This window comes from Paraburkholderia sprentiae WSM5005 (assembly GCF_001865575.2).
GTDB lineage: Bacteria > Pseudomonadota > Gammaproteobacteria > Burkholderiales > Burkholderiaceae > Paraburkholderia > Paraburkholderia sprentiae.
On sequence record NZ_CP017563.2, the window covers coordinates 297,820 to 322,572 of the forward strand.

16 protein-coding genes and 2 pseudogenes are annotated in these 24,753 nt (G+C 58.4%); 12 read left to right on the forward strand and 6 right to left on the reverse strand.

The genetic code is table 11. The features are described from left to right. Positions 1 to 254 precede the first annotated feature (254 nt). The 3 genes and pseudogenes from BJG93_RS29995 to BJG93_RS30005 all read left to right on the forward strand — a co-directional run. Positions 255 to 725 (forward strand): ribonuclease, encoded by a 471-nt coding sequence (locus BJG93_RS29995; RefSeq protein WP_027194872.1) that lies wholly within the window; start codon positions 255 to 257, stop codon positions 723 to 725. Between the two features lie 397 nt (positions 726 to 1,122). Beyond that, entirely contained in the window at positions 1,123 to 2,469 is a 1,347-nt protein-coding gene (locus tag BJG93_RS30000) for an NAD(P)/FAD-dependent oxidoreductase (RefSeq protein WP_027194873.1), read from the forward strand. A gap of 533 nt (positions 2,470 to 3,002) precedes the next feature. Further along, a pseudogene (locus BJG93_RS30005) lies at positions 3,003 to 3,263 on the forward strand (alkaline phosphatase family protein); the annotation flags it as partial. A 662-nt stretch (positions 3,264 to 3,925) separates the two neighbouring features. Here the strand turns inward: BJG93_RS30005 and BJG93_RS30010 are convergent. Beyond that, a complete protein-coding gene (locus BJG93_RS30010; RefSeq protein ID WP_027194875.1) occupies positions 3,926 to 5,011 on the reverse strand; it encodes a glycosyl hydrolase in 1,086 nt (361 codons plus the stop codon). Positions 5,012 to 5,698: 687 nt separating this feature from the next. On the opposite strand from BJG93_RS30010, the gene BJG93_RS30015 reads away from it, so the two are divergent. From BJG93_RS30015 to BJG93_RS30030, 4 genes and pseudogenes are all read left to right on the forward strand, one after another. After that, positions 5,699 to 6,343 (forward strand): SCO family protein, encoded by a 645-nt coding sequence (locus tag BJG93_RS30015; protein WP_027194876.1) that lies wholly within the window; start codon positions 5,699 to 5,701, stop codon positions 6,341 to 6,343. A gap of 53 nt (positions 6,344 to 6,396) precedes the next feature. Continuing rightward, positions 6,397 to 8,319, forward strand: coding sequence for an RICIN domain-containing protein (locus BJG93_RS30020; protein ID WP_231337654.1), 1,923 nt, complete (start codon positions 6,397 to 6,399; stop codon positions 8,317 to 8,319). A gap of 1,060 nt (positions 8,320 to 9,379) precedes the next feature. Further along, positions 9,380 to 9,979: pseudogene (locus tag BJG93_RS30025) on the forward strand (sugar transferase); the annotation flags it as partial. A 107-nt stretch (positions 9,980 to 10,086) separates the two neighbouring features. Then, positions 10,087 to 11,211 (forward strand): glycosyltransferase family 4 protein, encoded by a 1,125-nt coding sequence (locus BJG93_RS30030; protein WP_034477617.1) that lies wholly within the window; start codon positions 10,087 to 10,089, stop codon positions 11,209 to 11,211. Positions 11,212 to 11,314: 103 nt separating this feature from the next. Here the strand turns inward: BJG93_RS30030 and BJG93_RS30035 are convergent, their stop codons facing one another. The 3 genes from BJG93_RS30035 to BJG93_RS30045 all read right to left on the reverse strand — a co-directional run bounded on the left by BJG93_RS30035 (position 11,315) and on the right by BJG93_RS30045 (position 14,447). After that, a complete protein-coding gene (locus BJG93_RS30035) occupies positions 11,315 to 12,241 on the reverse strand; it encodes a glycosyltransferase (protein ID WP_027194878.1) in 927 nt (308 codons plus the stop codon). 97 nt (positions 12,242 to 12,338) lie between these two features. Further along, positions 12,339 to 13,283: a glycosyltransferase gene (locus BJG93_RS30040; RefSeq protein WP_027194879.1), complete on the reverse strand. Its 945-nt coding sequence runs from the start codon at positions 13,281 to 13,283 to the stop codon at positions 12,339 to 12,341. Between the two features lie 231 nt (positions 13,284 to 13,514). Further along, complete coding sequence (locus BJG93_RS30045; RefSeq protein WP_027194880.1) at positions 13,515 to 14,447, reverse strand: polysaccharide deacetylase family protein; 933 nt, start codon at positions 14,445 to 14,447, stop codon at positions 13,515 to 13,517. 399 nt (positions 14,448 to 14,846) lie between these two features. On the opposite strand from BJG93_RS30045, the gene BJG93_RS30050 reads away from it, so the two are divergent. Then, on the forward strand, positions 14,847 to 17,114 hold the full coding sequence (locus tag BJG93_RS30050) for a polysaccharide biosynthesis tyrosine autokinase (RefSeq protein ID WP_027194881.1): 2,268 nt from the start codon (positions 14,847 to 14,849) through the stop codon (positions 17,112 to 17,114). 181 nt (positions 17,115 to 17,295) lie between these two features. Here BJG93_RS30050 and BJG93_RS30055 read toward each other — a convergent pair whose 3' ends face one another. After that, positions 17,296 to 17,517, reverse strand: coding sequence for a hypothetical protein (locus tag BJG93_RS30055; RefSeq protein ID WP_231337655.1), 222 nt, complete (start codon positions 17,515 to 17,517; stop codon positions 17,296 to 17,298). On the opposite strand from BJG93_RS30055, the gene BJG93_RS30060 reads away from it, so the two are divergent. Both BJG93_RS30060 and BJG93_RS30065 read left to right on the forward strand, forming a co-directional pair. Beyond that, positions 17,516 to 18,424 carry an MATE family efflux transporter gene (locus tag BJG93_RS30060; protein ID WP_231337656.1) on the forward strand — a complete coding sequence of 303 codons (909 nt, stop codon included), beginning with the start codon at positions 17,516 to 17,518 and terminating at the stop codon, positions 18,422 to 18,424. The two genes, BJG93_RS30055 and BJG93_RS30060, sit on opposite strands and share 2 nt — an antisense overlap. Before the next feature lie 64 nt (positions 18,425 to 18,488). Next, positions 18,489 to 19,583, forward strand: coding sequence for a hypothetical protein (locus BJG93_RS30065; RefSeq protein WP_051374212.1), 1,095 nt, complete (start codon positions 18,489 to 18,491; stop codon positions 19,581 to 19,583). Positions 19,584 to 19,643: 60 nt separating this feature from the next. Here BJG93_RS30065 and BJG93_RS30070 read toward each other — a convergent pair whose 3' ends face one another. Next, complete coding sequence (locus BJG93_RS30070; protein WP_174566139.1) at positions 19,644 to 21,425, reverse strand: hypothetical protein; 1,782 nt, start codon at positions 21,423 to 21,425, stop codon at positions 19,644 to 19,646. Positions 21,426 to 21,904: 479 nt separating this feature from the next. On the opposite strand from BJG93_RS30070, the gene BJG93_RS30080 reads away from it, so the two are divergent. Beyond that, a complete protein-coding gene (locus tag BJG93_RS30080; protein ID WP_027194884.1) occupies positions 21,905 to 23,185 on the forward strand; it encodes a DNA-binding protein in 1,281 nt (426 codons plus the stop codon). Positions 23,186 to 23,377: 192 nt separating this feature from the next. Further along, entirely contained in the window at positions 23,378 to 24,673 is a 1,296-nt protein-coding gene (locus tag BJG93_RS30085; protein WP_027194885.1) for a dicarboxylate/amino acid:cation symporter, read from the forward strand. Positions 24,674 to 24,753 lie beyond the last annotated feature (80 nt).

Consider the following 24,753-nt stretch of genomic DNA (forward strand, 5'->3'; position numbering starts at 1 on the left):
TGCTCCAAAAGGGCAACTATGTGTTGATTCATCCCATACCCCGACCTTTTTCGTCGCATGCGACGAATGTTCGCGACAGGAAAACCGGCAAGATGCCGATGGCGCCCCGTCCCGGACGCCGAAAACGGTACATCGGCCTGGTTGTCGTCGAAAAGTGCCAATTTCCGATCGAACGTTGATTCGCTCTGCCATTAGCGATACCTTTACATCTATTCTGGTCGTCGGGTTCTGGTCAGCGAAGGGGGAACTGTTTCGTGAAGAGAGCGTGGGCTTTCTCCTGCATCGTCGCATTGAGCGCGATCCTCGGGGGATGCGGCAAGCAGGCATCGCAAAACGCCACCGAGGCATCGAGCGCGTCCGCAAGCCAGGCGCCGGTTCTGCCATCCCAGAGCGCGAGCGATGCAAACGCCGCATCAGGCGCGCAAGGGGCGGGCGCGCTGGCCACCGTCACCACGACCCAATTGCCGGGAGAGGCAGCCGAAACACTGCGGTTGATCAAAACGGGCGGCCCCTTCCCGTTCAGCGACGACGGCGTCCTGTTCCGTAACAGTGCGCTTTTGCTGCCGAAGCATCCGCGCGGCTACTACCACACCTACACCGTTCGCACGCCGGGCGCGAATGATCGCGGGCAGCGTCGGATCGTATGTGGTGGACCGCGCAGGCAGACCGGCGAGTGCTATTACACCGACGATTACTACGCCAGTTTCAAGCGCATTGCAGAATAAAGACGGAATTGACTTCATGAGCAGACGCAGTCCGCGGGCTGACCGCGGCGTCGCGAGTCATCTTTTCACTAGCGGTGACGGCGCCTGTTTCGGCGCGTATTGCGGCAACACGTAACGGATCGCTGAGCGGCATTCGGCAGAACAAGAACGCCCCGGGCTTCCTGTCAAGGAAACGCCGGGGCGTTGCGTTTGCAGAGTCCGAGCCGCAACGGCTCGTTCAGTGACAGCGATGAACGCCCAAGCCATTGCGATGAGCCGGTGGTGTTTCGTCAATCAGAAAACCTGAAGGCAGCCATCAGAACTATGAGATTTTCCTGCCGCGGCGCTTCTGCGATAGTTGTTCTCAGCCGTTGTGCTGGATATCCGTACCGCGCGTCGTCGACCAGGGAGAATCTGCATGCATCGTTTTGTGATCGTGGGAGGAGGAGCGGGCGGAATCGAACTCGCAACGAGGCTAGGCGATCGCTATGGCGGTCGGCGAAGAAGCGGCGCACAACGTGCGTCCATCACGTTGATCGACCGCAACCCGACGCATATCTGGAAGCCCCTGTTGCACGAGGTCGCAGCGGGAAGTCTGGATCCGTTCGCACAGGAACTGGCGTATGCCGCGCAAGCCCAGTGGCACGGTTTCCAGTTCGTGCAGGGCGAACTTGTCGGACTGAATCGTGGCTCGAGGCACGTTCTGCTCTCGCCCCTGCTCGATGACGACGGAACCGAGCTGGTGCCGCCGCGCCGGATCGAGTACGACTCGTTGATTCTTGCCATCGGTAGTACAACACACTATTTCGGAGTGCCGGGCGCGGCGGAAAACTCGCTCGCACTTGATACCGTCGCTCACGCGGAGCGCTTTCGCAAGCGCCTGATCGCAGCTTGTATTCGCGCCGAACAACGAGAAAGCGCGGAGGGGAGTGCTTGCGCAACGCTTGCCGACCGCACACCTCGTGTCCAGGTTGCGATCGTCGGAGGGGGCGCTACAGGCGTGGAATTGTCCGCCGAGTTGCGCAACACGGCGAAGGTACTCTCATCATACGGCCTGCATCGACTCGACCCCACACACGACGTCGGAATCATGCTGATTGAAGCAGGTCCTCGGATTCTGCCAGCGTTGAAAGAACGCGTATCGACCGCCGCAGCCGGCTTGCTGGGCAAACTCAACGTCAAGTTGATGGTCGACGAGCGGGTCGCGGAGATCACGCCCGGACTGATCCGCACGAAAAACGGCAAGACCATCCGTGCGGATCTCACAGTGTGGGCCGCAGGCATCAAGGCACCTGCGGTGCTTTCAACGCTCGATGGGCTCACCGTCAATCATCTGGGACAACTCAATGTGCGCCGCACGCTTCAGACCAGTGTCGACGACCATGTCTTCGCATTCGGCGATTGCGCGGCCTGTCCATGGTTGGGTTACGAGCGCAATGTTCCCCCGCGCGCTCAGGCGGCGCATCAGCAGGCATCTTTTTTAGTCAAGGCACTTGCGCGACGCATCGACGGACAAAAGCTTCCGGAGTTTGCCTATCGCGATCTCGGCTCGCTGGTATCGCTCGGGCACGCGAATGCGGTGGGGAGTCTGATGGGCGGGCTTATCGGCGGCAGCATGCTCGTGGACGGACTGCTTGCTCGCTTCATGTACCTGTCGCTATATCGGATGCATGTTGCAGCGCTGCATGGCTATGCACGCATGATCGTCAATACGCTCGCGCATCGACTCCGCCGAAGCACGGCGCCGCACGTCAAGCTGCACTGAGCAACAGTTCGTTGTAGATGGCGGAAGTGTCTGGCCGCGACAGGTCAAGCAACCGGTTCTAATCACCAGCAAGATAGAGAGAACATCATGGATAACTTCGATTTATCGCCCGTCAGCGTCGACTTGAGCAAAGGCGACACGCGCGCTCGAAACGGTAAGGATGGTTCCGAAAAACGTCTTCGCTCGTCATATAGATCGTTTCTCGCGTCAACGGTAGCAACGATTGCCTCGAATGTGCCTGAGAGACCGGACGTGTCGTCCGCCGCTGTCCTTGGCTATAACTGACACGCGTCGTCTGCATATGAAAGCGGCGGTTCAGGCCCAAGCCGCGACCGATCTCTGCTGGCCATCGTTCGGCCGTTTCAGACGCTTGCTAGTCACCAATCGCCTCATACCACGCCAAAACGCGCCCATGGAGCCGGACGTTAGTCGACTGTAATGCCAGCGACTCTCCACGTTCATGGAGTGGCTCTCAGGTCTTACCGTTGTAACCAACGGTAAGGAGGCGGCAAATGGCCAGTCAGTGTGGAACCTGGTACACCGACGAAACGGCAACGCCGCCCTCGGACCAGATCGAAAAACCCGATCCGTTGGCCGGCACCAACAACTGGTACACGCAGGACGGCTACTCGGGCGGCAGCTATAGCAATTGTTCGGACGCGAGCCAGCCCGGCGTCGGCCCGATCCGCCAGTACCTTGAATCGCTGCCCTATGATCCCAAGCCGAACTGTGCGTCGACGCACTATTACCTGCTGAACAACTACAACCTGGGATATAACGGCGACGGCGCAGTACTTGACAGATGCGCTTCAGGAGGACGGCCGTCGCCCTGGGCTCTTAGCCAGCGGGTGGCGCTGTTCTATTTTTATTTTTTGCCTTCTTTTGGAATCGTTGGCAATCCACCACAGATCACGACGCACGCTCCGTGCAATGAACAAACTTGACGGTTCGGCTGACCGCGATTCCGACGTCTGGATACCGCGATCGCGGGCCGCTCACCGGCAGCAAATGCTGCCCATCCAAAGCCAACAGCGAACGCGTTCCGACAAAGGTCTGGTAGCATGCCTTACGCCGGCGCTCGACTTCATTGGTGGATGTCTTTGATGCTAACGTCGCACAACGCGACGTGAGATTGCACGTGCAACTCAACGCTTTGAAAGAATTGATCGGGTCCTTAAAGGAGTGAAGATGGTAAGTTTCCTGACGCATGCCGCGTGTCTGTTGGCCGGCGTGGCGATTGGTGTCTTTGCATGCGCACTTTGCGTGGCACGCGCGAGGAGCTCGAAGGACGGCAATTGATCTTTTTATAGTCACGCGGTGTCTTCGCGAGCCAGCGTGGAGTAAATCGCCGTCTTGCATCGCCCAAACCGCCAGGCGGGCGAACCGTTGTCAGAAAGGAAACCGAAGCGGGTGCCATGTCGGCGCCCGCTTCGTTCATGAGTTACAGAATAAGGGATTACTTGATGGGCGTTAGGTAAGCACCCGACAGGAAGCGCTGCGAACGCGGAATAGTCGCAGTGTAGGCCTGAATCGCGGCTGCAAGCTGCGGACGGATCAGATTGCGCTTGTAGTCGTAGATCGAATAGCCGTCGCCTTCGCCATTGCTCGGATCGCCGTTACGCACGACATACCAGAACGCCTTTGCCACCGAACCCTTGTTCATCAGAATCTTCAACTTGTTGAATGCGGCCGTTTGTCCAGCGTCCGTACGGTCGGTGCCGTTGTTGGTTTCGGTCAGCCAGATTGGCTTGGCGCCGCTGCTGACGAGGTTCGACACCGTGATCATCAATGCCTGCATCATCATGTCGTAGTCGCCGGTGCTGAAGTACGGGTGAATGTCGACGACATCGATCGTGGTGTTCAACGGGCTGGAAGCGCTATTCGCGTTGTTACCCATCGACTTGATGTAGTCGGTCGCCTGGATCAACTGGCTGCCTGCTGGCGGTTGCCAGCCGTTGTTCGGGTACGCCGAGTTGTAGAAGTATGAGATGCCCTGAGTGTGCAGAACCGTTTTGTACCCCGACTGGCTCTTCGTGTTCAGAATCTGCCTGGCTTCCGAATAGAGCGTCTTGCTGCGATTCAGAATGTAGCCGGAAATACCGTTCGGATCACCGTAAGACGGGTCGGAAGCGGAAAACGACCAGTTGGTCTCGTTGAACAACTCGATGTCAGCCGTGAATGGCAGAACAACGTCCATCAGCGAGCCGAAATACTTCTTGAATGTCGCGTCGCAGAAGTCGAATCGCGCTGACGATGCGGTCGGCGGATCGTGGGTGGCCGAGCATTGGTACGCGCTGGCAGGCGCGTACATGCCGACCAGGAAAAGGATCTTCATGCCGCGCGTGCGTGCGGCGTTCAGAAGAGACTTCAGGAAAGCGACTTTGTTTGGGTCTAGCGTGCCGCCATCGGCCAGTGTCATGAACTCCCACGAGACGCCGAGGCGAACCGTGCCGACGCCCAGTCCGGCAATCAGATCCAGGTCCCTCGAACATTCACTCAGCGCCGTCTGATCCGCACTCCAGAGATTGCAATTGACGTCCATTGCGAAGCGGTCCCTGCCACTGCCAGTTGGCGGCGGCTGAAGTGCGACGAGTTGCTTTAGCGAGGCGGTGGCAGAACCTGCCCCGGCGAGCGTCGGCATTGGTTGGGTGCACACCAGTGTCAGAGCGACGCATAGGGAGAAGAGTCTGAGTTTCATGGCTCGACTATAAACTTCTACCGACTCATGCTGGCACGGAAACGCTGAAGTTACGTGCGGCGATGAACATCAATCGCTAAAGCAGTGGCATCGCTGATCCAGACAAGTCAAACGCGTGTGTCCAACCGACGCTGGCATCACGATCACAAAATATCTGGCACGGCGAACATTGCGAATTGCGAACAAACTCGCATAACGCGATTTTTATCTGAACGCGTTAATTACGAAGATTGCTGCAGTGCTCGCATTGAGGAAAGTATAAAGACGGTCGACTACTGCACAGGAAAATAAAAGCAGTTTTATTGAAGGTATAAGAGCAATGTGACCAAACCCACAGAGTGCAGCAAGTCGCGGACCTGATACCACCATCTCACGCAAGTTCCCTGCTACGCTTGGAAATGTCACAGATTCGCCAACAAAACGCGAACAAAGCCGTCGCGCGAGTCGCGCACATTATTGACCAGTATCGCGCGTCGACAAATGGCGACGCGTCATCCTGCAGGCCGTTAGATATTCGGGGAAATGATTGCCATGTTTCGTCAATCCGCTCGGACTCGCGCGGCGGTATGTGCGCGCGCGCCAATTCAGAATTCGAGGCGCCGTGCGTTGCTGCGCGGCGTATCAGCAGCAGCGTTAACCGGCGTGTCCTTCCCGGGGTTTGCACAGCACGCAAGCATAGGAGTCGTTACGCCGCCCGTTCGTCTCGGTGACGTCTGGCTGGTTGATCAAAGCGGCCGGAAACAGCTGCTAAGCGATTTGTTGCATCGAAAAGTGACTGCGATGCAGACGATTTACACAGGATGCACTTCAGTGTGTCCTTTGCAGGGTGCGTTGTTTAGCGCCGTGCAGCAACGCATATCACAGCTTCACACTCGCTATCCGGTTCAGTTGGTGTCGATCGGAATCGATCCGCTTTCCGACTCGCCAACCGCGCTGCATGCGTGGCTCAAGCGCTTTCAGGCCGGACCTGAGTGGCGGGCGGCCACACCGACGTTGCAGGACGTCGACGGGATGCGCGTCGCACTTTCGGGGAGTACGCTGCCGCTCGGCAACATTGCCGATCATTCGACGCAGATCTACTGCTTCGACGCGGACGGGATGTTGCGCTGGCGCAGCGACGACTTGCCTCGCGCAGATCAGGTTTGCGATGTACTGGGCGCATTAGCGCGCGTATAGCTTATTGGATCGAGGCCATGTCAAAAAATAGATCGTCAAAGGTTATTTGCCAAATGTTCGACAGGTTCGTGAGAGCGCTGCTGCTAATCTCAGTCATGTCGACACTTTCAGCATTGTCCACGGCTGCCGACGCGCAGACGTCGAGCACGCTTACGGTCAACGGTACGACCTTGTGCGCGGACGTCAACGCCGAATCGAAAACGCCTGGTGCGTTGGTTATCGAGTGGACGTGCAACGGCGGAAATAACCAGCATTGGACATTGACGCAGAACAACGGGCTCTATCAGTTCGTCAACGTCAACAGCAACCTTTGCCTCGACATCTACGGTGTCAGCACGGACGCCGGCGCTGGGGCGGACCAGTGGACCTGCAATGGCCAGGCGAATCAAAGCTTTCAGTTGATCCCGCAAGGTGGCGGCTTTGCAATCGTCGCGTCGCAGAGTCACCTGTGTCTGGCTGTTGCCAGCCTCACGGCGCAGGGCTCGCAGATAACGCAGCAGCCTTGCAGCGGAGCCCCTCTGCAGACGTGGCAGATCAGTGGCATGACCGCGAAAACATTGCCGGCGAAGTGGACTACACCCTATAACCTGTCGATCGTGCCGGCAGCTGCGGCGAATCTGCCCGATGGCACCGTGGTAGTGTGGTCCTCCGACCAGAAGCTGGACTTTACGGCTGGCGAAGTGACCCCCGGCAACACATACACCGCAATCTTTAACCCGACTACCGGCACGAGCAAACAGGTTTTCGTGACGAATACCGGCCACGATATGTTCTGCCCGGGCATCGTCAATCTTCCGGATGGCCGTATTTACGTCACTGGTGGCTCGAGCAGCGACGCGACGAGTTTCTACACGCCTTCGACTGGAAAATGGTCGTCAGGTCCTCTAATGAAAATTCCGCGCGCCTACCACGGCAGCGTAACGTTGAGCAATGGCAACGTATTCCTGGTGGGCGGCTCGTGGAACGGAGGCGAGGGCGGCAAGACCGGCGAAACCTGGTCATCCAGTACGGGTTGGCAGCTCAATAGCGCCATTCTCGCCGACTACATCCTCACGAATGACGCGGCTGGTATTTTTCGCTCAGACAATCATGCATGGCTGTTTGCGGTGGCAAATGGGCGAGTCTTCCACGCCGGTCCGAGCGTTGCCATGCACTGGTTCGATACCGCCGGCGGGGGCAGCGTGACGCCTGCCGGCAACCGGGGCAGCGATACCGATGCGATGAACGGCAACGCCGTTATGTACGATATCGGCAAAATCCTGGCTGTAGGCGGTGCACCGAGCTACGAGTATTCCAACGCGACTGCGGACGCCACGCTAATCGACATCAGCAGCGGCACCGCGGTGACGCAAACGCTTACGCCGATGAATTACCGCCGCGCCTTTAACACCAGCGTGGTCTTGCCGAACGGTCAGGTGGTAGTCCTAGGTGGAGAGGCGTTCCCGGTAACGTTTTCGGACGACACCGCGGTGCTGGCGCCAGAGTTGTGGGACCCTGCCACCAAGACTTTCTCGGTGCTCCCGCCGCAAGCCGTGCCGCGTAACTATCACAGCATCGCACTGCTGTTGTCGGACGGTCGCGTACTGAGTGGTGGCGGTGGACTGTGCGGAAGCTGCTCGACAAACCATACGAACCTCGAAATACTGACGCCGCCCTACCTGCTCAACGCGGACGGCTCGGCGGCAACACGACCGACCCTCACAGCCGCGCCCACTACGGCACAGCTCGGGACATCGATCGCCGTAACGGGCAGCAGTGGCATCACGGCCTTTGCGTTGATGCGCATGTCTTCGTCGACCCACGCGGTCAACAACGAGCAGCGGCGTGTACCCGTGACTTTCACGGTAGGAACGGCGGGCGAATATCTGATCAATATTCCTTCAGATCCGGGTGTCGTCGTGCCGGGTTACTACATGCTGTTTGGTCTGAACGCGAAGGGTGTGCCCAGCGTGTCGCGCACGGTGCAGATCCAATGATGGCACTACGGTTACGCGGTACCGCAACGCGTGCGGCTCTAGCACTGGCACTCGCTGCGGCGTGCAGCACGTATGTTGCGCACGCCGCGCCGCTTTGTCGGCCGAACGAACTTGGCTGCTCGATCTTTAACGGGCAGCATGTGCTCGAGGCGCAATTGCGCGACGACGATCATAAGTTGCCCGGCTCGACCACCCGTTGCGCCAACTGCCACTCGCAAACCGGCGCGGCCGACGGATTCGCGCCACCCTTGACCGCCGCCACCCTGCTTCCCGCCAGGAGTCGAAGAGGCGGTCCGGCGAGTAATTACGATCAAGCATCCTTCTGCACGGCGCTGAGAGAAGGCATCGACCCAGCCAATGTGATGTTGCGCAAAGCCATGCCTCATTACCACATATCCGATACAGAGTGCTCTGCGCTGTGGCATTTCATTACGAAACCGTAGCGACGTTGCCTGCAGTTGCAGGAGTTTCCGCGTCTGTCGTGGCGACACGCATCGGTTATAGACGTATGGCGCGTGGCCTGTTCAGACAAGAATAAACGCTGGCGTAAGGCGCGAAAAACGTCTGATAAGAAATGAGTGTGACGTGGCAGTTAATTGTCATAAAAAGGTGTGTTCGTTACTAAGGAGAATTAACGACAGTCAGTGCGTTCGAAGCGCTTATTCGAATAACGCGGACTCCACGCAACACGCGACTCGGTATTTTAACGACGTGTCGCGATCCAACTGCAAGATGGCGTAAGTATGCGTGATCGATAATATTTTGACTGCCGGCGGAGTGTTACGATGATTGTGAGTCCGAAACAACATTAAGGATCTGAGGCCGTAACAGACCCTTCTTTGCTACTGCCCCGTGCGCGTAGCCCCACATTTCGCCTTGGCGTCCTCGCCGGTGCTATCCCCAGCGGTGGCTGCATCTTTAAGGAGATAACATGTTTGATTCTGACGCCGCCGCGGATCCGAAGCTGGACGACACGCGTCTCGATGTCGATCTAAAGCAGGGCGCCTCCGATCATTCAAATACGGCGAACGCGGATTCTCTATTTGTCCGGTGGGACGACGTGATGAAGAGAACCATGGACGTCTGTGTTGCTTCCATCCTGCTTGTTCTGCTTTTACCAGTGCTAGTCATTATCGCGTTGGCGGTGATGCGCGACAAAGGAAACGCTGTTTATGGTCACCCTAGAATCGGCCGTGGCGGACGTACCTTCAAATGCCTGAAGTTTCGCTCTATGGTGATGAATTCGGACAAGGTTCTTGCAGAGTTGCTCGCAACCGATCCGCGGGCTCGCGCGGAATGGGAACGTGACTTCAAGCTGAAGAACGATATCCGTATTACCCCGGTGGGACGCATCTTGCGTAAGACGAGTCTCGACGAGTTGCCGCAGCTCTGGAATGTGCTGCGTGGTGAGATGAGCCTGGTTGGCCCCCGGCCCGTGGTCCAGAAAGAACTGGTGCGATACGGACGCGACGTGCGCTACTACCTCGCGCTGAAGCCGGGAATAACGGGCTTGTGGCAAGTGAGCGGGCGCAACGATGTCGACTATCCGACGCGGGTTGCGCTCGACGTCAAATATGCAATGAACCGCTCGCTGGCGTTCGACATCGGCATTCTCCTGAGGACCGTCAAAGTCGTCTTTGCAAAAGACGGAGCTTACTAGGCCGCGATCCAATTCGTCGCGCGCGGCAGATAGTACGCTTTCGCCGATCACGCCGACGAATTGCCAATGGCCTTCGCCAAGGATGCACAGTTCATGAGAGAAATGCCATGAGAATAGTCCACGTGGTTGAATCGACCGCTACGGGAACGCTGATGGTAGTCAGCACACTTGCGACCCGCCTCGTCAAGGAAGGTCACGAGGTCTATGTGATTTATTCAAAACGGGAAGAAACGCCAAAGAATCTGCATTCGATGTTCCATCCGGGTGTGGTTCTCGAACATCTTCAGATGAAAGGTCCGTCGCTGACGAGCATATTGTCCAAGCTGCGTCGGCAACTCGCGGAATTGGATCCTGACGTCGTTCATATGCACTCGTCGTTTGCCGGGTTTTTCGGACGAGTTTCGACCTTATTCAGTCTTCCTTCCACCGCATTTTTATATAGCCCGCATTGCATCTCTTTCGTCAGGCGCGACGTTGGCAAACTGAAGCGCTATTGCTTTGCCGCGCTGGAGTGGCTTGCGAGTGTAAAAGCTTGCACGTATGTCGGTTGCTCCGAAAGTGAATGCTTCGCGATCCGACGTCACCTTTGGCGAGACGCCGTGCTGATCGAAAATGCGATAGACAAGGCCGTTGCCGTTCAGGCGGACCATCATCCGGGAAGCGCAAGAAAAACCGACGCGGGAAACAAGCGCCGAATCGTAACGGTAGGTGGAATTCGCGTGCAAAAGAATCCCCAACTCTTCGCTGAGATTGCACGTTTATTGGATCGCGATGGAGTCGAGCTCGTATGGATTGGCGACGGCGACGCGGACCTGAAGAGAATGCTCATCGACGCGGGCGTACGGGTGACTGGATGGGTCGCGCGCTCGGAAGTGATCGAAGCGGTGGCGCAGGCGGACATCTATCTGTCGACGGCGGCGTGGGAAGGCATGCCGATCTCCCTGATCGAAGCCATGACGCTCGGCACGCCGGTGGTGGCAACGGATTGCGCTGGCAACACCGACACCGTTCGTCATGAATCGACCGGTGTTCTTTATCGAACCGCTGCGCAGGCGTCGTCGCTGATCGACAGAATAATGGCGGACGACGTGTTCCGGGAAAAACTTGCACGCGGCGCGCAACAGGAAGCGCGCAGCCGATTCAGCGAAGACCGCTTTTACAACGATATGGTGCAGTTGTATTCGGCCCTGCTCAAAGGCATACGTCAGGGGCGTCCGGCGCTGAGCGAATAGTTGGGGAGAGAGGGGTGGCCTAACGCAGAGGGAGCGGCGCGGGTACGTAGCTGTTCAGGAATATCAGGAATTGGTTTGCACGCGTGAACGCACAAACCATCTTTCATTTTTGAAGTCGCGCGAGGTAGCGATCCACCCCCGAAGCGGCGATCACATTCGTCCACCGCAGATGCAGTAGTGTGGAAGGATCATTCAGCGGCACCATGTCGCGATGGAGATGGGAGATGCTGGAGAACACATTCGGGCCCGTCACCTTGCATTGAATGCCGAACTCGGCGACGGCGTTCAGGTTTGATGGCGAGTCATTGCAGATGATTCTTTTGCCAAGCGCGGCGTACTCCAGTAGTTTGGTAGGCGTTTGGACGTTATACGGACGCCTGTACGGAATGGTGGAAATGGCGACATCGCAATTGCGCACCACCGCGAGTGCGTCGCGCTGCGCGAGACGTCCCGTGAATACCACGCCTGGCGAGCGAAGATACGAGTCCGAGATCTCTTTCTCGACCGGGCCGATTAACACGAGCGTGTCCGACGCTTGCTTTGCGGCCAGGAAATCGGCGATCAGGTTGTCAAAGCCGCGTTCCCGCGTTATCTCGCCCAGGTAACAATACGTGCCGGTGGGGAGCGATTGATTGCGGTTCGCGCCCGTCGCGAAGATCCAGTCCGGCACGCCCATTGGCAGGAAGACGGTATCTACGCAGTCGTCGAAGCCCATCATTGCGCGCATCGACTCGTTCTGGAAAATTCTCAGGTCGGGGCGCGGGTGGAATTTCTTCTTGATGCTGTCCTTCAGCACCGGATAGCGACCGACTGACAGCGAGCGATAATCGTGAATCACGAATTTCGCGGTCGGGGTTCTCGGGTAGAAGCCCATGATGCACCAAAGAACGTGGTCCTCGGGATTTTTGATCCGCCGATACTCGCTCGGCGTGCCCGAAGAAACGTTGCATCCGTTCCCCGAAAAATATTTGGTGTAGGCATCTATCTCTGGGTAATTCGCCTTGCCAGGATGAAGGATGAATATCTGCATTTCTGTTCCGAGAGTCTAGTAGGGTCGCTGCGTCTGAACAGATTGCCGCCGTCGGGGCAAAAGCTCTGCTGGGAGGAAAGTCTCGCTGATGAACCAGTCAGGAGAGCCTCCGCTTCAGATCATCTGGCAAAAATGATACGACATTGGATTGCTCTATCACCTTGTCCCAGACCAGATTGGCGAAGTCCGAGCGGCGATTGGTTTTTGCACCGCGCATGGCTTCCTCATCGATTCCGTCGAAGATGTTTGCCGTGGTGATGACGCTATTGATGCCCATTTCCTCGCAGCATTGAATATTGGATGGCGAGTCGTTACATAAAATCTTCTTGCCGAGCGCGGCGTACTCGAGCAGTTTGGTCGGCGTCTGATAGCAGTGCGGCCGGTGATAGGGGAAATAGCAAACGGCAACATCCGACTGGGCCACGTGCTTCAGCGCATCACGCTGCGGCAAAGGACCGGTAAAGATCAGATTTTCCGTCTTCGAGAATTTCTCGTGGATGTGTGGATCCGGCTTGCCGACGAGCAGAAGAGATTTGTTCCCGTCCGAGTATTTCTTGATGAACGCTTCCAGCACGCGATCGAAGCCACGCTCGACGCTCATTTCGCCGATATAGCAGAAGTCAGCTTTCTTCTCATCCTGACCGCTTTCTTCCTGAACTTCAAAAATCCAGTTCGGTACACCCATCGGTAAAATCACGCTGGGCACGCCGGCGCCAAAGCCCATGATCTGTTGCTGCCGTTTGTTCTGGAAGATTCGCAGGTTCGGCTGACAGTTGAAGTGCCGTTTCGCGAAGTCCTTCATCGCTGGCCAGCCGCCCACGGAAAGCGAACGGTAATCGTGGATGACGAAATCGGATGCAAGGCGGTCCGGGTAGAAACCCATGATTGACCAAAGAATAATGTCGTTTTTCTTTTCGAGTTTTCGGAATTCGCTCGTTGATCCAATCAGAACATCCGCGCCGCGATTCTGAAAGTAATTCTTGTAGGCCGTGACTTCCGGATAATTGGCGTTGCCCGGATGCATGATGAAAATCTTGCGCATGTTGCCCCTTTGTCGCTATACGGAGATGAAGACAATTAAGGTTATTATGAGAAATTGCTCCGCAGGCGCAGACGATTCCTGATTCGTCAGGCGGTCCCGTCCCAGTCTCTCCCGCACTCAATTTATCGTTGGCCGAACTCATCGACCAGACGTTGTCGTTACGATCGACCGCGATCTGTTCGATGCCGCGCGTCGAAGGACCGAGTCCGACCGAGTGTTTCACACTACACGTTATTGCGGGCGCTGCGCTTGCGACGTCTGATTCAGTGACCGCGACCTGCCACGAAACCGCTCGCAGAAGCGCCGAACACGGCCCAGCCGGAGATAGCGTGGCGCCAGCGTGAAGCCGGTGAGTTGCGCGGCAAACCATGACACGGAGGAGTCATCCTCGATGTCGAACGCCTTGAGCCGGAACGGATCGCTGCTTTGATCGTTCCATCCAACATCGGTCGTGCGTGCCGTCTTGTAGCCGGCGACCTTCAGCATCGCAATTTCGCGCGGACCGTAAATGCCGTAGGGATACGCAAAATGCTCGCACGGCTTGCCGACGAGGCGCTCAACCTCGATGCGGGAGCCGGCAAGTTCTTCAAAGCACTCGTCGTCGTCACAGCGGGTCAGCGTCGGGTGATAGCGCGTGTGGGACTGAAAATCGACATAAGGGCGCATCGTTTCGATCTGGGCGGCGCTCAGGCCACTCACGATGGCCGACTCGTTCAGCTGGTCCTGCCGAAAACCCCGCGCGGCCAATTCCGCGAGGCGCTCGTCGTTTTTCATGCGGATCAGCCGCTTCACGTCGGCATGTTTGGCGACGGGATCCAGGAACCAGTGAGTCCGCTGTTGCGCCACGACGCTGCTACAGATATAGATGGTGGGGCGCACGCCGTACTTGACAAAAATGGGTAACAGGTCGGCATTGCCGACATGACCATCATCGAAAGTGATTGCGGCGCGCGGGCGGCCGTTGCCGCGCGAGTTTGCCTCCGACAGCGGAACGAACTCCACCTTGTCTTTCAGATATTCAAGATGCGCTTCGAGCGTTGCGGGCGTAGGATCGTGATAAAGCAGTATCGCGACACGGTCGCGCCACAATAGCGCTCTAACCGCCGTCGGCACACCAGCGACAAGTAGAGCGCGTGTGAATATCTCACGCATCAAGGGTTTCATATGTCTGTCCAATTACCGGCGATTCAATTGCATTGTGCCGTTGTGGCCAGAAATGAGAATGTGCGGCAGCGTACAGTGGTGCTGTAAGCCATAAGTTAATCTGCGATTGCTGCTGGTATGAATAAATCTCTCTGGTTTCTGGCGCCATATGTCGTGCGCTGGAGAACGGAGAAGACCGCGCCAGAAGAGGCGGAATTTTCCTTTAAGACGATTTGTCTCGAGCGCTCGGTGGGTACAACGTGTGCGGATTTCCGCGTCGGTGCGTTGCACGCCAGGATCCCACACTCTGCATCGTGGTTAATTGTGGCCGTCCCGTGACAAGCATTGTTTTGGTACGCCGCGGTGTCTGCGCACCCATGCAGGTTCCGACTTTTTCGAATATCGATCCGTGGGGTTTCGATGAATCACAATTTTCCGCTTGCGAATCCTGCTGCGCTACGAAATGACGATGTCAACCTGTCGCGTTATCTGGACGTGCTCGTGGCAAGCCGCTGGCTTGTCGGAGGAATCGCCGGCAGTGTCCTCGCACTGGGTGTGGCTTACGCGTATATCGCGCGGCCCGTTTATCAAGCCGATATCCTTATTCAGGTCGAAGACAGCCTACCAACCAACAATAATTCGAAAAGCCCTCTGGGTGACGTCTCCAGCATGTTCGACGTCAAAACAGAGGCAACGGCTGAGATGGAAATACTTCAGTCGAGAATGGTGGTCGGCAAAGCCGTTGACGATCTCGGCCTTGATATCAGCGCAAAGCCGAAACGCTTTCCGTTAATTGGCGACTGGGTGGGCCGGAAAGCCACGAGCCTTTCTCAGCCAGGCATATTCGGATATGGCGGATATGCGTGGGGCAAAGAATCGATCAAAGTGTCCAGCTTCAACGTTCCGGAAGCATTCGAAGGCGAGAAGTTCGTATTGACGGTATTGAACGGCGGCCGCTACCGGTTGGAGCAATCGGATCTCGACCAGCCGATCGAAGGCGTCGTCGGCGGATCGCTAGATATGAAGCTGCCTGTTGGCGCGATCACGCTCAGAGTCGATTCGCTGAACGCGAAGCCGGGCACTGAATTCGTTCTGGTGAGGCAGTCGCGTGAAAAGACGGTCGAAGATCTGCAGAACAAGCTCAACATTTCGCAGAAGGGAAAAGACAGCGGCATCATCGCGGCGTCGCTGACGGGTTCCGATCGGTTGCTCACGGCCGGCACGCTCGCCGAAATCGGCAAGGCGTATGTCGACCAGAACCTCGAGCGCAAGGCGGCAGAAGCTGAGAAGTCACTCGCGTTTCTGAGCGATCTGCTTCCGCAACTCAAAAGCGACCTCGAGCGCGCTGAAGGTCGCTACAACGACATGCGCAACCGCATGGGCGTCTTCAATCTGAGCGAGCAAGGCAAATCGTATCTCGATCAAAGCGTGGCGACCGAGCGCAGCCTTCTCGAGCTAAAGCAAAAGCGGGCTGAAATGAGTGCGCTCTACGCACCGGATCATCCGAGCATTCAGGCAATCAACCAGCAGATCGGCATGCTGACCAGCAAAGTCGAAACGCTGTCGAAGCAGGAACAGGCGTTGCCGGACCTGGAGCAGAACGCCGTGCGTCTGACGCGAGAGGTGAATGTCGACAACGAACTATACGTCGGCATGTTGAATAACATGCAGCAACTCAAACTTGTGCGTGCTGGCAAGGTGGGAACGGTGCGGTTGGTCGATAGCCCGGTGGTCCCGAAAGATCCGATCAAGCCGAACAAGCTTCTGGTGATTATCTATGCCGCGCTGGGCGGTCTGATTCTGGGCGTGGGCGCCGCGTTCGCACGCGCAGCGCTGTATCGGGGCATTACCGATGCAGAGGAGATCGAAGAGCAAACGGGTCTCAACGTCTACGCGACCGTGCCGCTTTCGCAAGCGAGAGTCGCGCGAATCGGCAAGACGCCGAACCCGCCGGCCGGTGACAAGTTCTTGCTCGCGAGCGAGTTTCCGCGCGACGCATCGATCGAAAGCCTGCGCCGGCTCAGGACCGCGCTGCATTTTGCGATGCTCGAATCGGAATCCGGCGATAACCGGGTGCTTCTGACGGGCCCCACGGAGCAGGTTGGCAAGTCGTTTCTCTCCGCCAATCTGGCGGCGGTCGTATCGGCGGCCGGCAAGCGGGTGTTGTTGATCGACGCGGACTTCCGCAGGGGGCACCTCGAGCAGTACTTCGGTGTCGATTGCAAGCCCGGACTGGCCGATTACCTGTCGTCGTCGGAGGGTGAATCTGAGTCAATCATCATGCGTGACGTCGTACCGGGCCTCGATTTTGTTCCGCGCGGCGCCACGCCGGAGAATCCCGCCGAGCTTCTGTTGAGCGAGCGCATGCAGCGATTCCTCGCTAACACAAGCGAATACGACATCGTGCTGATCGACACGCCGCCTGTTCTCGCCGTGTCCGACGCAACCGCGCTCGCGCATAGCTGCGGCACTGTGTTGCTGGTCACGCGCTTCGAGACGACTTCCATTGCCGAGGTGATGGAGGCAACCAAGGAGTTGAAGCAGGCGAAAGCCCACGTGAAGGGTGTGATCTTCAACGGCATCAACACCGACATGTATCGCTACAGTCTGGGCGCGCGTGCCGGACTCTATCGGAACGCGTCTTATCTCGACGGATTGCCGGCCAGTGGGAACACGCAAGAAAGCTAGTCATAGCGACGGGAGGACCGCTGTCGTGAAGTGCGATCAACAAACCAACCGGCTTTCGGCGTAGATAGACTGTGAATATCAAACACTCGTTCGTCAGTGTCGCTGGGGTCGTACTCAGTCAGGCGCTCAGTTTCGTTTCGGTACTTCTAATCGGGAAGTATTGTGGGCCAACGGATCTCGGTTACTTCAGCCAACTGATGGCTGGTGGTCTTTTCGTCGGCTCGGTGATCGGCTTGCGGCTCGAGGTCGCATGCTTGACGGCGGAAAAGGCGCTGGCTGTGCGCGCGATGACGAGCTCCAGCGCCGTCGCCATACTGATCGGTCTTGCGCTCGCGGTGGCCGCAATCATTTCGGGCCACCTCGAATACATTCCGGTAATCTGCCTGGCGTTCGGTGTATTCATGCAGCAGGCGCTGTGTGCCGCACTGACCAGCGAAAGAAAGTACGCGAAGATCGCCTCGATCCGATTCTTTCCGAATGCTGCATTCGCTGGCTACTTCATCTGCCTGATGGCGCTGTCAAAGGGTGAGTGCACGGGCGCAAGCGTCTTCAATATCTATAGCTGGATCTTTCTAGCCTCCACTTTCGTGCCGGCCGTCATTTATCTTTACTCGGCGCGAAATCTGGTCCCGGCCGCCTTCATGAAGCTGTCCGCGCTTCAGATCCAGTACGCTAAATTTGGCGTGCCTACCACTACGCTGAATTCCTTCGTGATCTATGCGTCGGCCATTCTGATGCCGATGATCTTCGACCATCGCGACGCCGGCATCTTCGCGCTCGCGTACCGCGTCGGCTATTTTCCCGCGTCATTGTTGTCGCAAAGTCTTGGGGCCGTGTTCCGCCGCGATCTGATCGATTATTTCGATGGTGAACGAAAGGGCGGCGAGAATCCGACCCGCCAGTTTTTAACGTCGCTGACTTTTATCAGCCTCGCGCTGGTCGCCGCTTGCTACGCGGGCTTGAGTCTCATTATTCATGTGAAGATGGGCGAACAGTGGGAATCGTCGATGTCGGTGTACCTGCTCTTCGTTCCGTACTTCATCATGATGGCGATCTACGGTTCGATGGCGCAGGTGTTTATCGTCGTGAACCGGCAGAAGGTTGATCTGATGATTCAAATGGCCAATGCGGTTCTGATCTTCCTGATCTTTGCGACGGCGCATTTCTTCGGAGTTGGCTTCATCCACACGCTGCTGCTGCTCAGCGTGAGCGGAACGATCGTGGCAAGCGTAGGTACGTATCAGGCACTCAAGATCGGCAAGGGGACCGAAGCTTATACGGATCGGCAACCCGGTTGGGGAACGCCATGAACGTCACCATCATGCGTGCAATGCTTGCGGCTTTACCGGTCACGTGCACGTTCGGGGGTAAAGCATGCGCATCGTAAAAGTACCTGGCATTATCGGCAAGAGTGCGAGTCCGGGCGTGTCAGCGGCGGTGTGGTTCCTGTTGTTCATTGCGCTGTACGCCGTTTCAGCGGCACACGATTCATTGCTACCCGAGCGCTTTCTGCTCGATGAGGCCATGATCTTCGACCGGATGAAGACCGTCACCTCGTTCCAGGCCTTTGGGGATTCGTTCGACAACCTCGCGTGGATATTCAAGGGCTTTGGGCTGGAGAATTTTTCAATCTCCCTTGCCGGTTTTCTGGCATCGACACTCGGCATGTTTTTCGCCATCTGGCGCTCCAGTGTCAAGTCGTTGAAGCCCGCCGAGTTTGTCCTCGTTGCGTTCTGGCTGGTCAATCAGACCGTCTACATCGGCATACCGTCGAAAGAGCTCATCATTTCTGTCGTAGTGATGCTGCTCCTGTTTTATAGCTCGTCTCGCGCGATTCTGGCTTTGTTCGTCGTGCTGGCAGGACTGGTCGCTGTTTACTTCCGCTCGTACTGGGCCATTACTTTGGTCGCGACCGTGTTTCTCTACCTCGTGCCGAAAAGCTTCAGAAAGCCTTTGCCGTTGGTCGTGATCGCGCTCGTCATGTTCGTGATCGTCGCGGTCGTGTTTCAGACGGTATACGGCCAATCGTTGGACTTTGCACGGCAGAGTGCCAACGAGTGGCGAGATCCGAATGAAGTGGGTTCGATCATCGTTCAGTTCATTCCGGGCAACAATATGTTCATCGGGGTAGCGAACGTCGCCATTACGCTTGCGACCTTCGTGTTGCCGTTGCGCCTGATCACGTCGGGTTCTCCGTTGCAAATGCTTGGTGGTCTTGGCGTGTTCCTTACCTTCTGGATGGTCTTGCTGCGCTACCGAAAGGCCACATCGTTATTTCCGGTAGGCCGCTTCGAGAAACTGTGCTTCTGTTTTCTGGTTAGTTTCATCGCAACGCAGGCTATCTTCGAGCCGGACTATGGCTCATTCCTGCGGCACCTGTCTCCGGTGTCACCGATGATCATGTTCCTCGTTCTGCGCCTCGAATCGCTTCGGAAGGGCAAGGCACCCGTTGCCGAACAGCGGAGTTGACGGTTTGTTGCGAGTCGGCTATTGCCGGCCGCGCGCGGGCGACAGTCGTGAGCGAGACGCTCAACTGTCGGGATGGCTCGCGACAAAACCCGCGAACGCGTTATACGGAAGCGCAAGCGCGGTGCCGTTGATCATCAGACCGTAGGTGGCGTCACCGCTATCGAGCTCGTAATACATCGCCGATTGGATGTTCTTCGTCTTTCTGGCCTGGTAGTAACTGAGCAGGCGCGAGGCAATGTAGTCGGCCCGGTACGCCTCGGTCTTCTCCGGCCCGGTGTTCCACTCCGAAATCACAAAGGGGACGCCATATCGGGCCTTGCAATAGGTGGGCAAATCGAAACCCGGGCCGGACCCGTCGGAGCCGATATCGAAGATGTCGCCGTACACCTCGTAGTTGTGCCAGGTCGTCAGGTCCCACCGTACGGTCGGATAGCCGCTCGTCCCGTCGGGCTGCTTGCCGTCCCACAGAGCGTCGGATGCGCCGATATCCGCGACGCAAAAATTGATGCCGCATTTGGCATCCGCCTGCACCGACTTCACTCCGGCGATCATGCCGCGCATCGCCCCACGCATCAGCGGCCAGTTCGCATTGTTGAAGTCGACGACTGCCGTTCCCGCGGTGGTGGAATCGAGAATCATCCCGCTCGCACGCGTCAGTTCGTTGCCGCATTCATACATGGTCACCCCGTGGGGTTGCAACGCCGTCGCAACGGCTGCCGCGCAATTGAAGCCCCGCGTATAGGCCGCCGATTCGCTCGCAAAAAGGCTGCCGTTGCTGTCGTAGATGCCGACATCGATCAGCACGAAAAGCGTCAAGCCCGCTGACTGGAATGCTCGTGCCAACGCGACGACGGTGGCGACTTGCGACGGGTCGTCGGTACAGCTGAGCCGGTACGTCGAGCAGCCGAGCGCTTTGATGATCGACACGAGCTGTGTCGTCGAATACGGGTAATCGTAGTGCCCGTTGATGCCGTGAAACGAGCCGGCTGGCGCCGCCGCCACAATGCGCGGATCGTTGCACGGTAACCATTGATCGGCATCGGCGCACACATAGAACTGACCGCCGGTGGTCTGCGTCCAGAACTTGCCGCCGTACCACAGCAGCAGCGCCGCATTCGACATCGTGCCGACTGCGCTTCGATTGCGGTACACGACGCCGTTCGCCACGGTCCATATCGCGCCGCCCTTGTCGATCAGATACGTCGCGGGCGGGATCGCGGTGCCGTCGGCCGAAGTGCCGCCCAAACGTGGGTCATTGCACGATCGCCATGTCGAGCCATTCCATCCGTAAAACTGACCGCCGGTTCCCTCGTGGTAGATCGCGCCTCCGTACCAGAGTATCAGCGAGACGTTGTACGTGTTGCCCGCTGCGACACCGTTTCTGTACACCGACCCGTTGACCAGTGTCCATGCCGCGTTCTGACTGTCGATGATGACCGTCGCCGGCGGGATGGTCGTCTTCTGGGGTGAAGCGTTCGAAGCGTTGCCGGTCGACCCCGAGTTCGGGTCTGACGGAGAGCCGGCGCTTTCGCCCGCGGTCGAGCCGGATAGGTCGGTGGGCCCCGTGCCGCTCGAGGGCGCCGGCGACGAGCCGTTCGCCACCGTCGTCGCGCCGCCAGGCGAGGTCGCGATTCCAGAGCTGGTCGTACCCGTCGAACTCGCGATGCCGGCGGTGCCGGTGCCCGTAGAGGGTGCTGCCGCCGTGCCCGATGGATTCGCGGAGTTGCCCGTGGAAGAGCCGCCGGCATCCGCAGTGCCACTACCACCACCGCCGCACGCGCTCAATACGACGCTTCCGCCGAGCGCGGTGAGACTACCAAGAAATTGACGTCGTCCAATCATGACAATAGCGCGGGCTGCCGCGAGACGGCCCACCAAAAGATCTGTAGAGAAGTAGGGGAGTCCTGCGGATCGCGAGTGCGTCGCGCGAGCCGGTCGGGACATTCGATGTGCGGCCGCGCGCGGTCTTTCGTTGCGACCGTTCACTGCGTCCGGCAAGTCATGCCTGTCTGTCGGCATAGACGACGCGCGGCAGCAGGGTTGTGCGGAAATAAAATCGTTCTTCTCGCAACGGACGAACTGCGGAAAGATTTCACTCTGCTTGCACGGCTTGCGAATCGCGCGATGTCTTGGTCCGACGATGCCCCGCCGCGCGATGCGCCAATCCGACGAATACCTCCCCGTAACCTCGGCTTTTCGAACGATTGAGCGCCGGTGATGTAACCGACAATTCGTAGGTATGCGAGGCGAGTCGCAGCGCGCGGCTGTCTCCCGAACGACGAAACGGTATTCGTCACCACGTGCACTTTGTCGAGGCAGGCATGTCAAGCAACATTACGATCACGGACGAACTCGTCGCTGAAATCGCAAATCGGATGGCCGACGAGGGCCAGAAAGTGTCTCCCGTCGCGATCTGGTCAGAAGTCCATACAGGTTCGGTGGTCGCGGTGGCCGCGGCATTGCGCAAGTGGCGCGAAACGCGCGCCCCGCGGATGCCACAGGTCGTCGAACGTCCTACCTTGCCGGAAACCGTGACGCACACCATGCGTGATGCGCTCGACCGGCTGTGGACGTCAGCGCAGGACGAAGCCGAACGCGCCGTGGCGCGACGCCTCGCCGCGATGCGCCAGCGTGTCGAGGACGCAAGCAGCGAGCGCGATGACGCGCTCGCGGAACTGCAAACCACCGTCCAGGAACTCGATGCGCTGCAAGTCCAATTGGACAAGATGACGAGCGCCTACGACGAGAAGGTCGATACCGTGGCGGGGCTCGAAGAGGACATCGCGCTGGCGGTGCAACGGACCGACGCGGCGGAAAAGCGCGCGCAGGAACTCGCTGGACGCGTTTCGCTGCTCGAAGCGGAACTGGAACGCGCGGCACTCGCCGCACAGCGCGGAGCGCTTTCGTTCGAGGAGACGGACGCCGCAGGCGAGGGCGAGGGGGCGAGCGAGTCGGCTGGGTCGGTTGTCGAAACGCGGGCCGGAGAAACGGAGCGCGCGGCGCTCGAGGCGGCGCATTCGGAAGCGGTCGCTCGTCTTGAAAGCGAGCTCGAAGCGATTCGCGCGCAGTTGCAGACAGAGCAGGAAGCGCACGCCGCCCGACGGGAAGAGGTGATGGGCGCGCAGGCTGAGCGGGATGCCGCCGCACTTGAATTGCAGAATGTCCAGACGCAAATCGCCAGTTTGACCGATCAACGCGATGCGGGCGCCTCTGAAATCGCGGTGGCTGTCGACTCGGCGGAGCTCGACGCATTGAAGGCGCAGATGTCGCGCGACGCAAAAGCGCATTCCGCCGCCATTGCCGAAGCGCGGGAGACCGTCGGGAAATGGTCCGACTACGCGAACGGACTGAAACAGCAACTGGCACAGGCGAATGAAAAAATGATCGTCGTCCTTGCCCGTAGCGCAGGCGAAGCGTCATTGAGCCGCCGGCTTGCCGCCGAACTCGGCCGGGTCGAGCCGCAGCATGAATTGCTGCGCAATGAAACTCAGCAGCAAGTGGTTGTCGAAGCGATCAACGCTCACCTCGAGAAACAAGGCTACCGCTACGATGTGAATACGGGAGCGGTGTCGAAGCTGGACACCGAAAGGTCGTCGGCGTGACGCCTGATAGCTGCTCGGTGACGGCGAGATAGGGAGCTGATGTTCGCTTATTTAGGCGGCCCGCCGAATACAGATTCAGGGTTATCCCGCCTTATGCAAAAATTGCATAGCCATATGCAACACTAGCATTCACGTCTTTTCTGCCGTCTCTAGAATTCCGTCCAGACATAAATAATCCCAGGACGGAGACACATGAAGAATCGGCTCACCCTCTACATCCTCGCCGGCATGGTGCTCGGCGTGGCCGTCGGTTACGTCTGCCATCGCACCGCGGCCGATGCCGCGCAGGCGAAAGAGATCGCCGGCTACTTTTCCATCGTCACCGATATCTTCCTGCGGCTCGTGAAGATGATCATCGCGCCGCTCGTGTTTGCCACGCTCGTGTCAGGTCTCGCCGGCATGGAAGGCACGAGCGACGTGCGCCGGATCGGTCTGCGCTCCATCGCGTGGTTCCTGTGCGCGTCGCTGTTCTCCCTCGCGCTCGGCCTCGTGCTCGCGAATCTGCTGCAGCCGGGCGCGGGTTTGCACATGACCCAGACGAGCGCTGACGTGGCCACTGGTCTCAACACGTCCAGCCTCAACTTCAAGGACTTCGTGACACACGCGTTCCCCACCAGCATCGTCGATGCGATGGCGCGCAACGATATCCTCCAGATTCTCGTCTTCTCGGTGATGTTCGGGATCGTGCTCAGCGTGATCAAGTCGGACCCACGCGTCGCGCCGTTGATCGCGGGCGTCGAAGGGCTCGTGCCCACCATGCTAAAGCTGACCGATTACGTGATGCGTCTCGCGCCTGTGGGTGTGTTCGGCGCGCTCGCATCGGCGATCACGGTGCATGGCCTCGACGTACTGACGACGTACGGCAAGCTCGTCGCCAGCTTCTACACCGGGCTCGCGCTGCTGTGGGCAGTGCTGATCCTCGCCGGATACGCGTTTCTCGGCAAGCCGATCTGGGCCTTGCTCAAGGCGATCCGCGAACCCGCGATGCTGGCGTTCTCCACCGCGAGCAGCGAGGCGGCGTATCCACGCCTGACGGAGAAGCTGGAGGAATTCGGTGTCGACAAGAAAGTGGTCGGCTTCACGTTGCCGCTCGGCTATGCGTTCAATCTCGACGGCTCGATGATGTACCAGGCGTTCGCCGCGATCTTCATCGCGCAGGCGTTCGGCATCGACATGCCGATCAGCACGCAGATCGTGATGCTGCTCGTGCTGATGGTGAGCAGCAAGGGGATGGCGGGCGTCGCGCGCGGATCGGTGGTCGTCGTCGCGGCCGTGGCGCCGATGTTCCATCTGCCGCCATCGGGCGTCGTGCTGGTGCTCGCGATCGACCAGATTCTCGACATGGGGCGCACCGCGACCAACGTGATCGGCAACAGCATCGCGACCGCAGCGATCGCGAAGTGGGAGGGCCAGCGCGTGGCGCGGCAGGCACGCCGCGCGCCGATGGCGACGACTTCGTTCGGCCCGTTCGAAGGCGAGGCGAAATGAGCGGCATCGAGCCTCACTAACCCAACCGCATCAACCAGTCAGCGCGACGGACCTGCACACGACGTGTGCCGGATGACCCC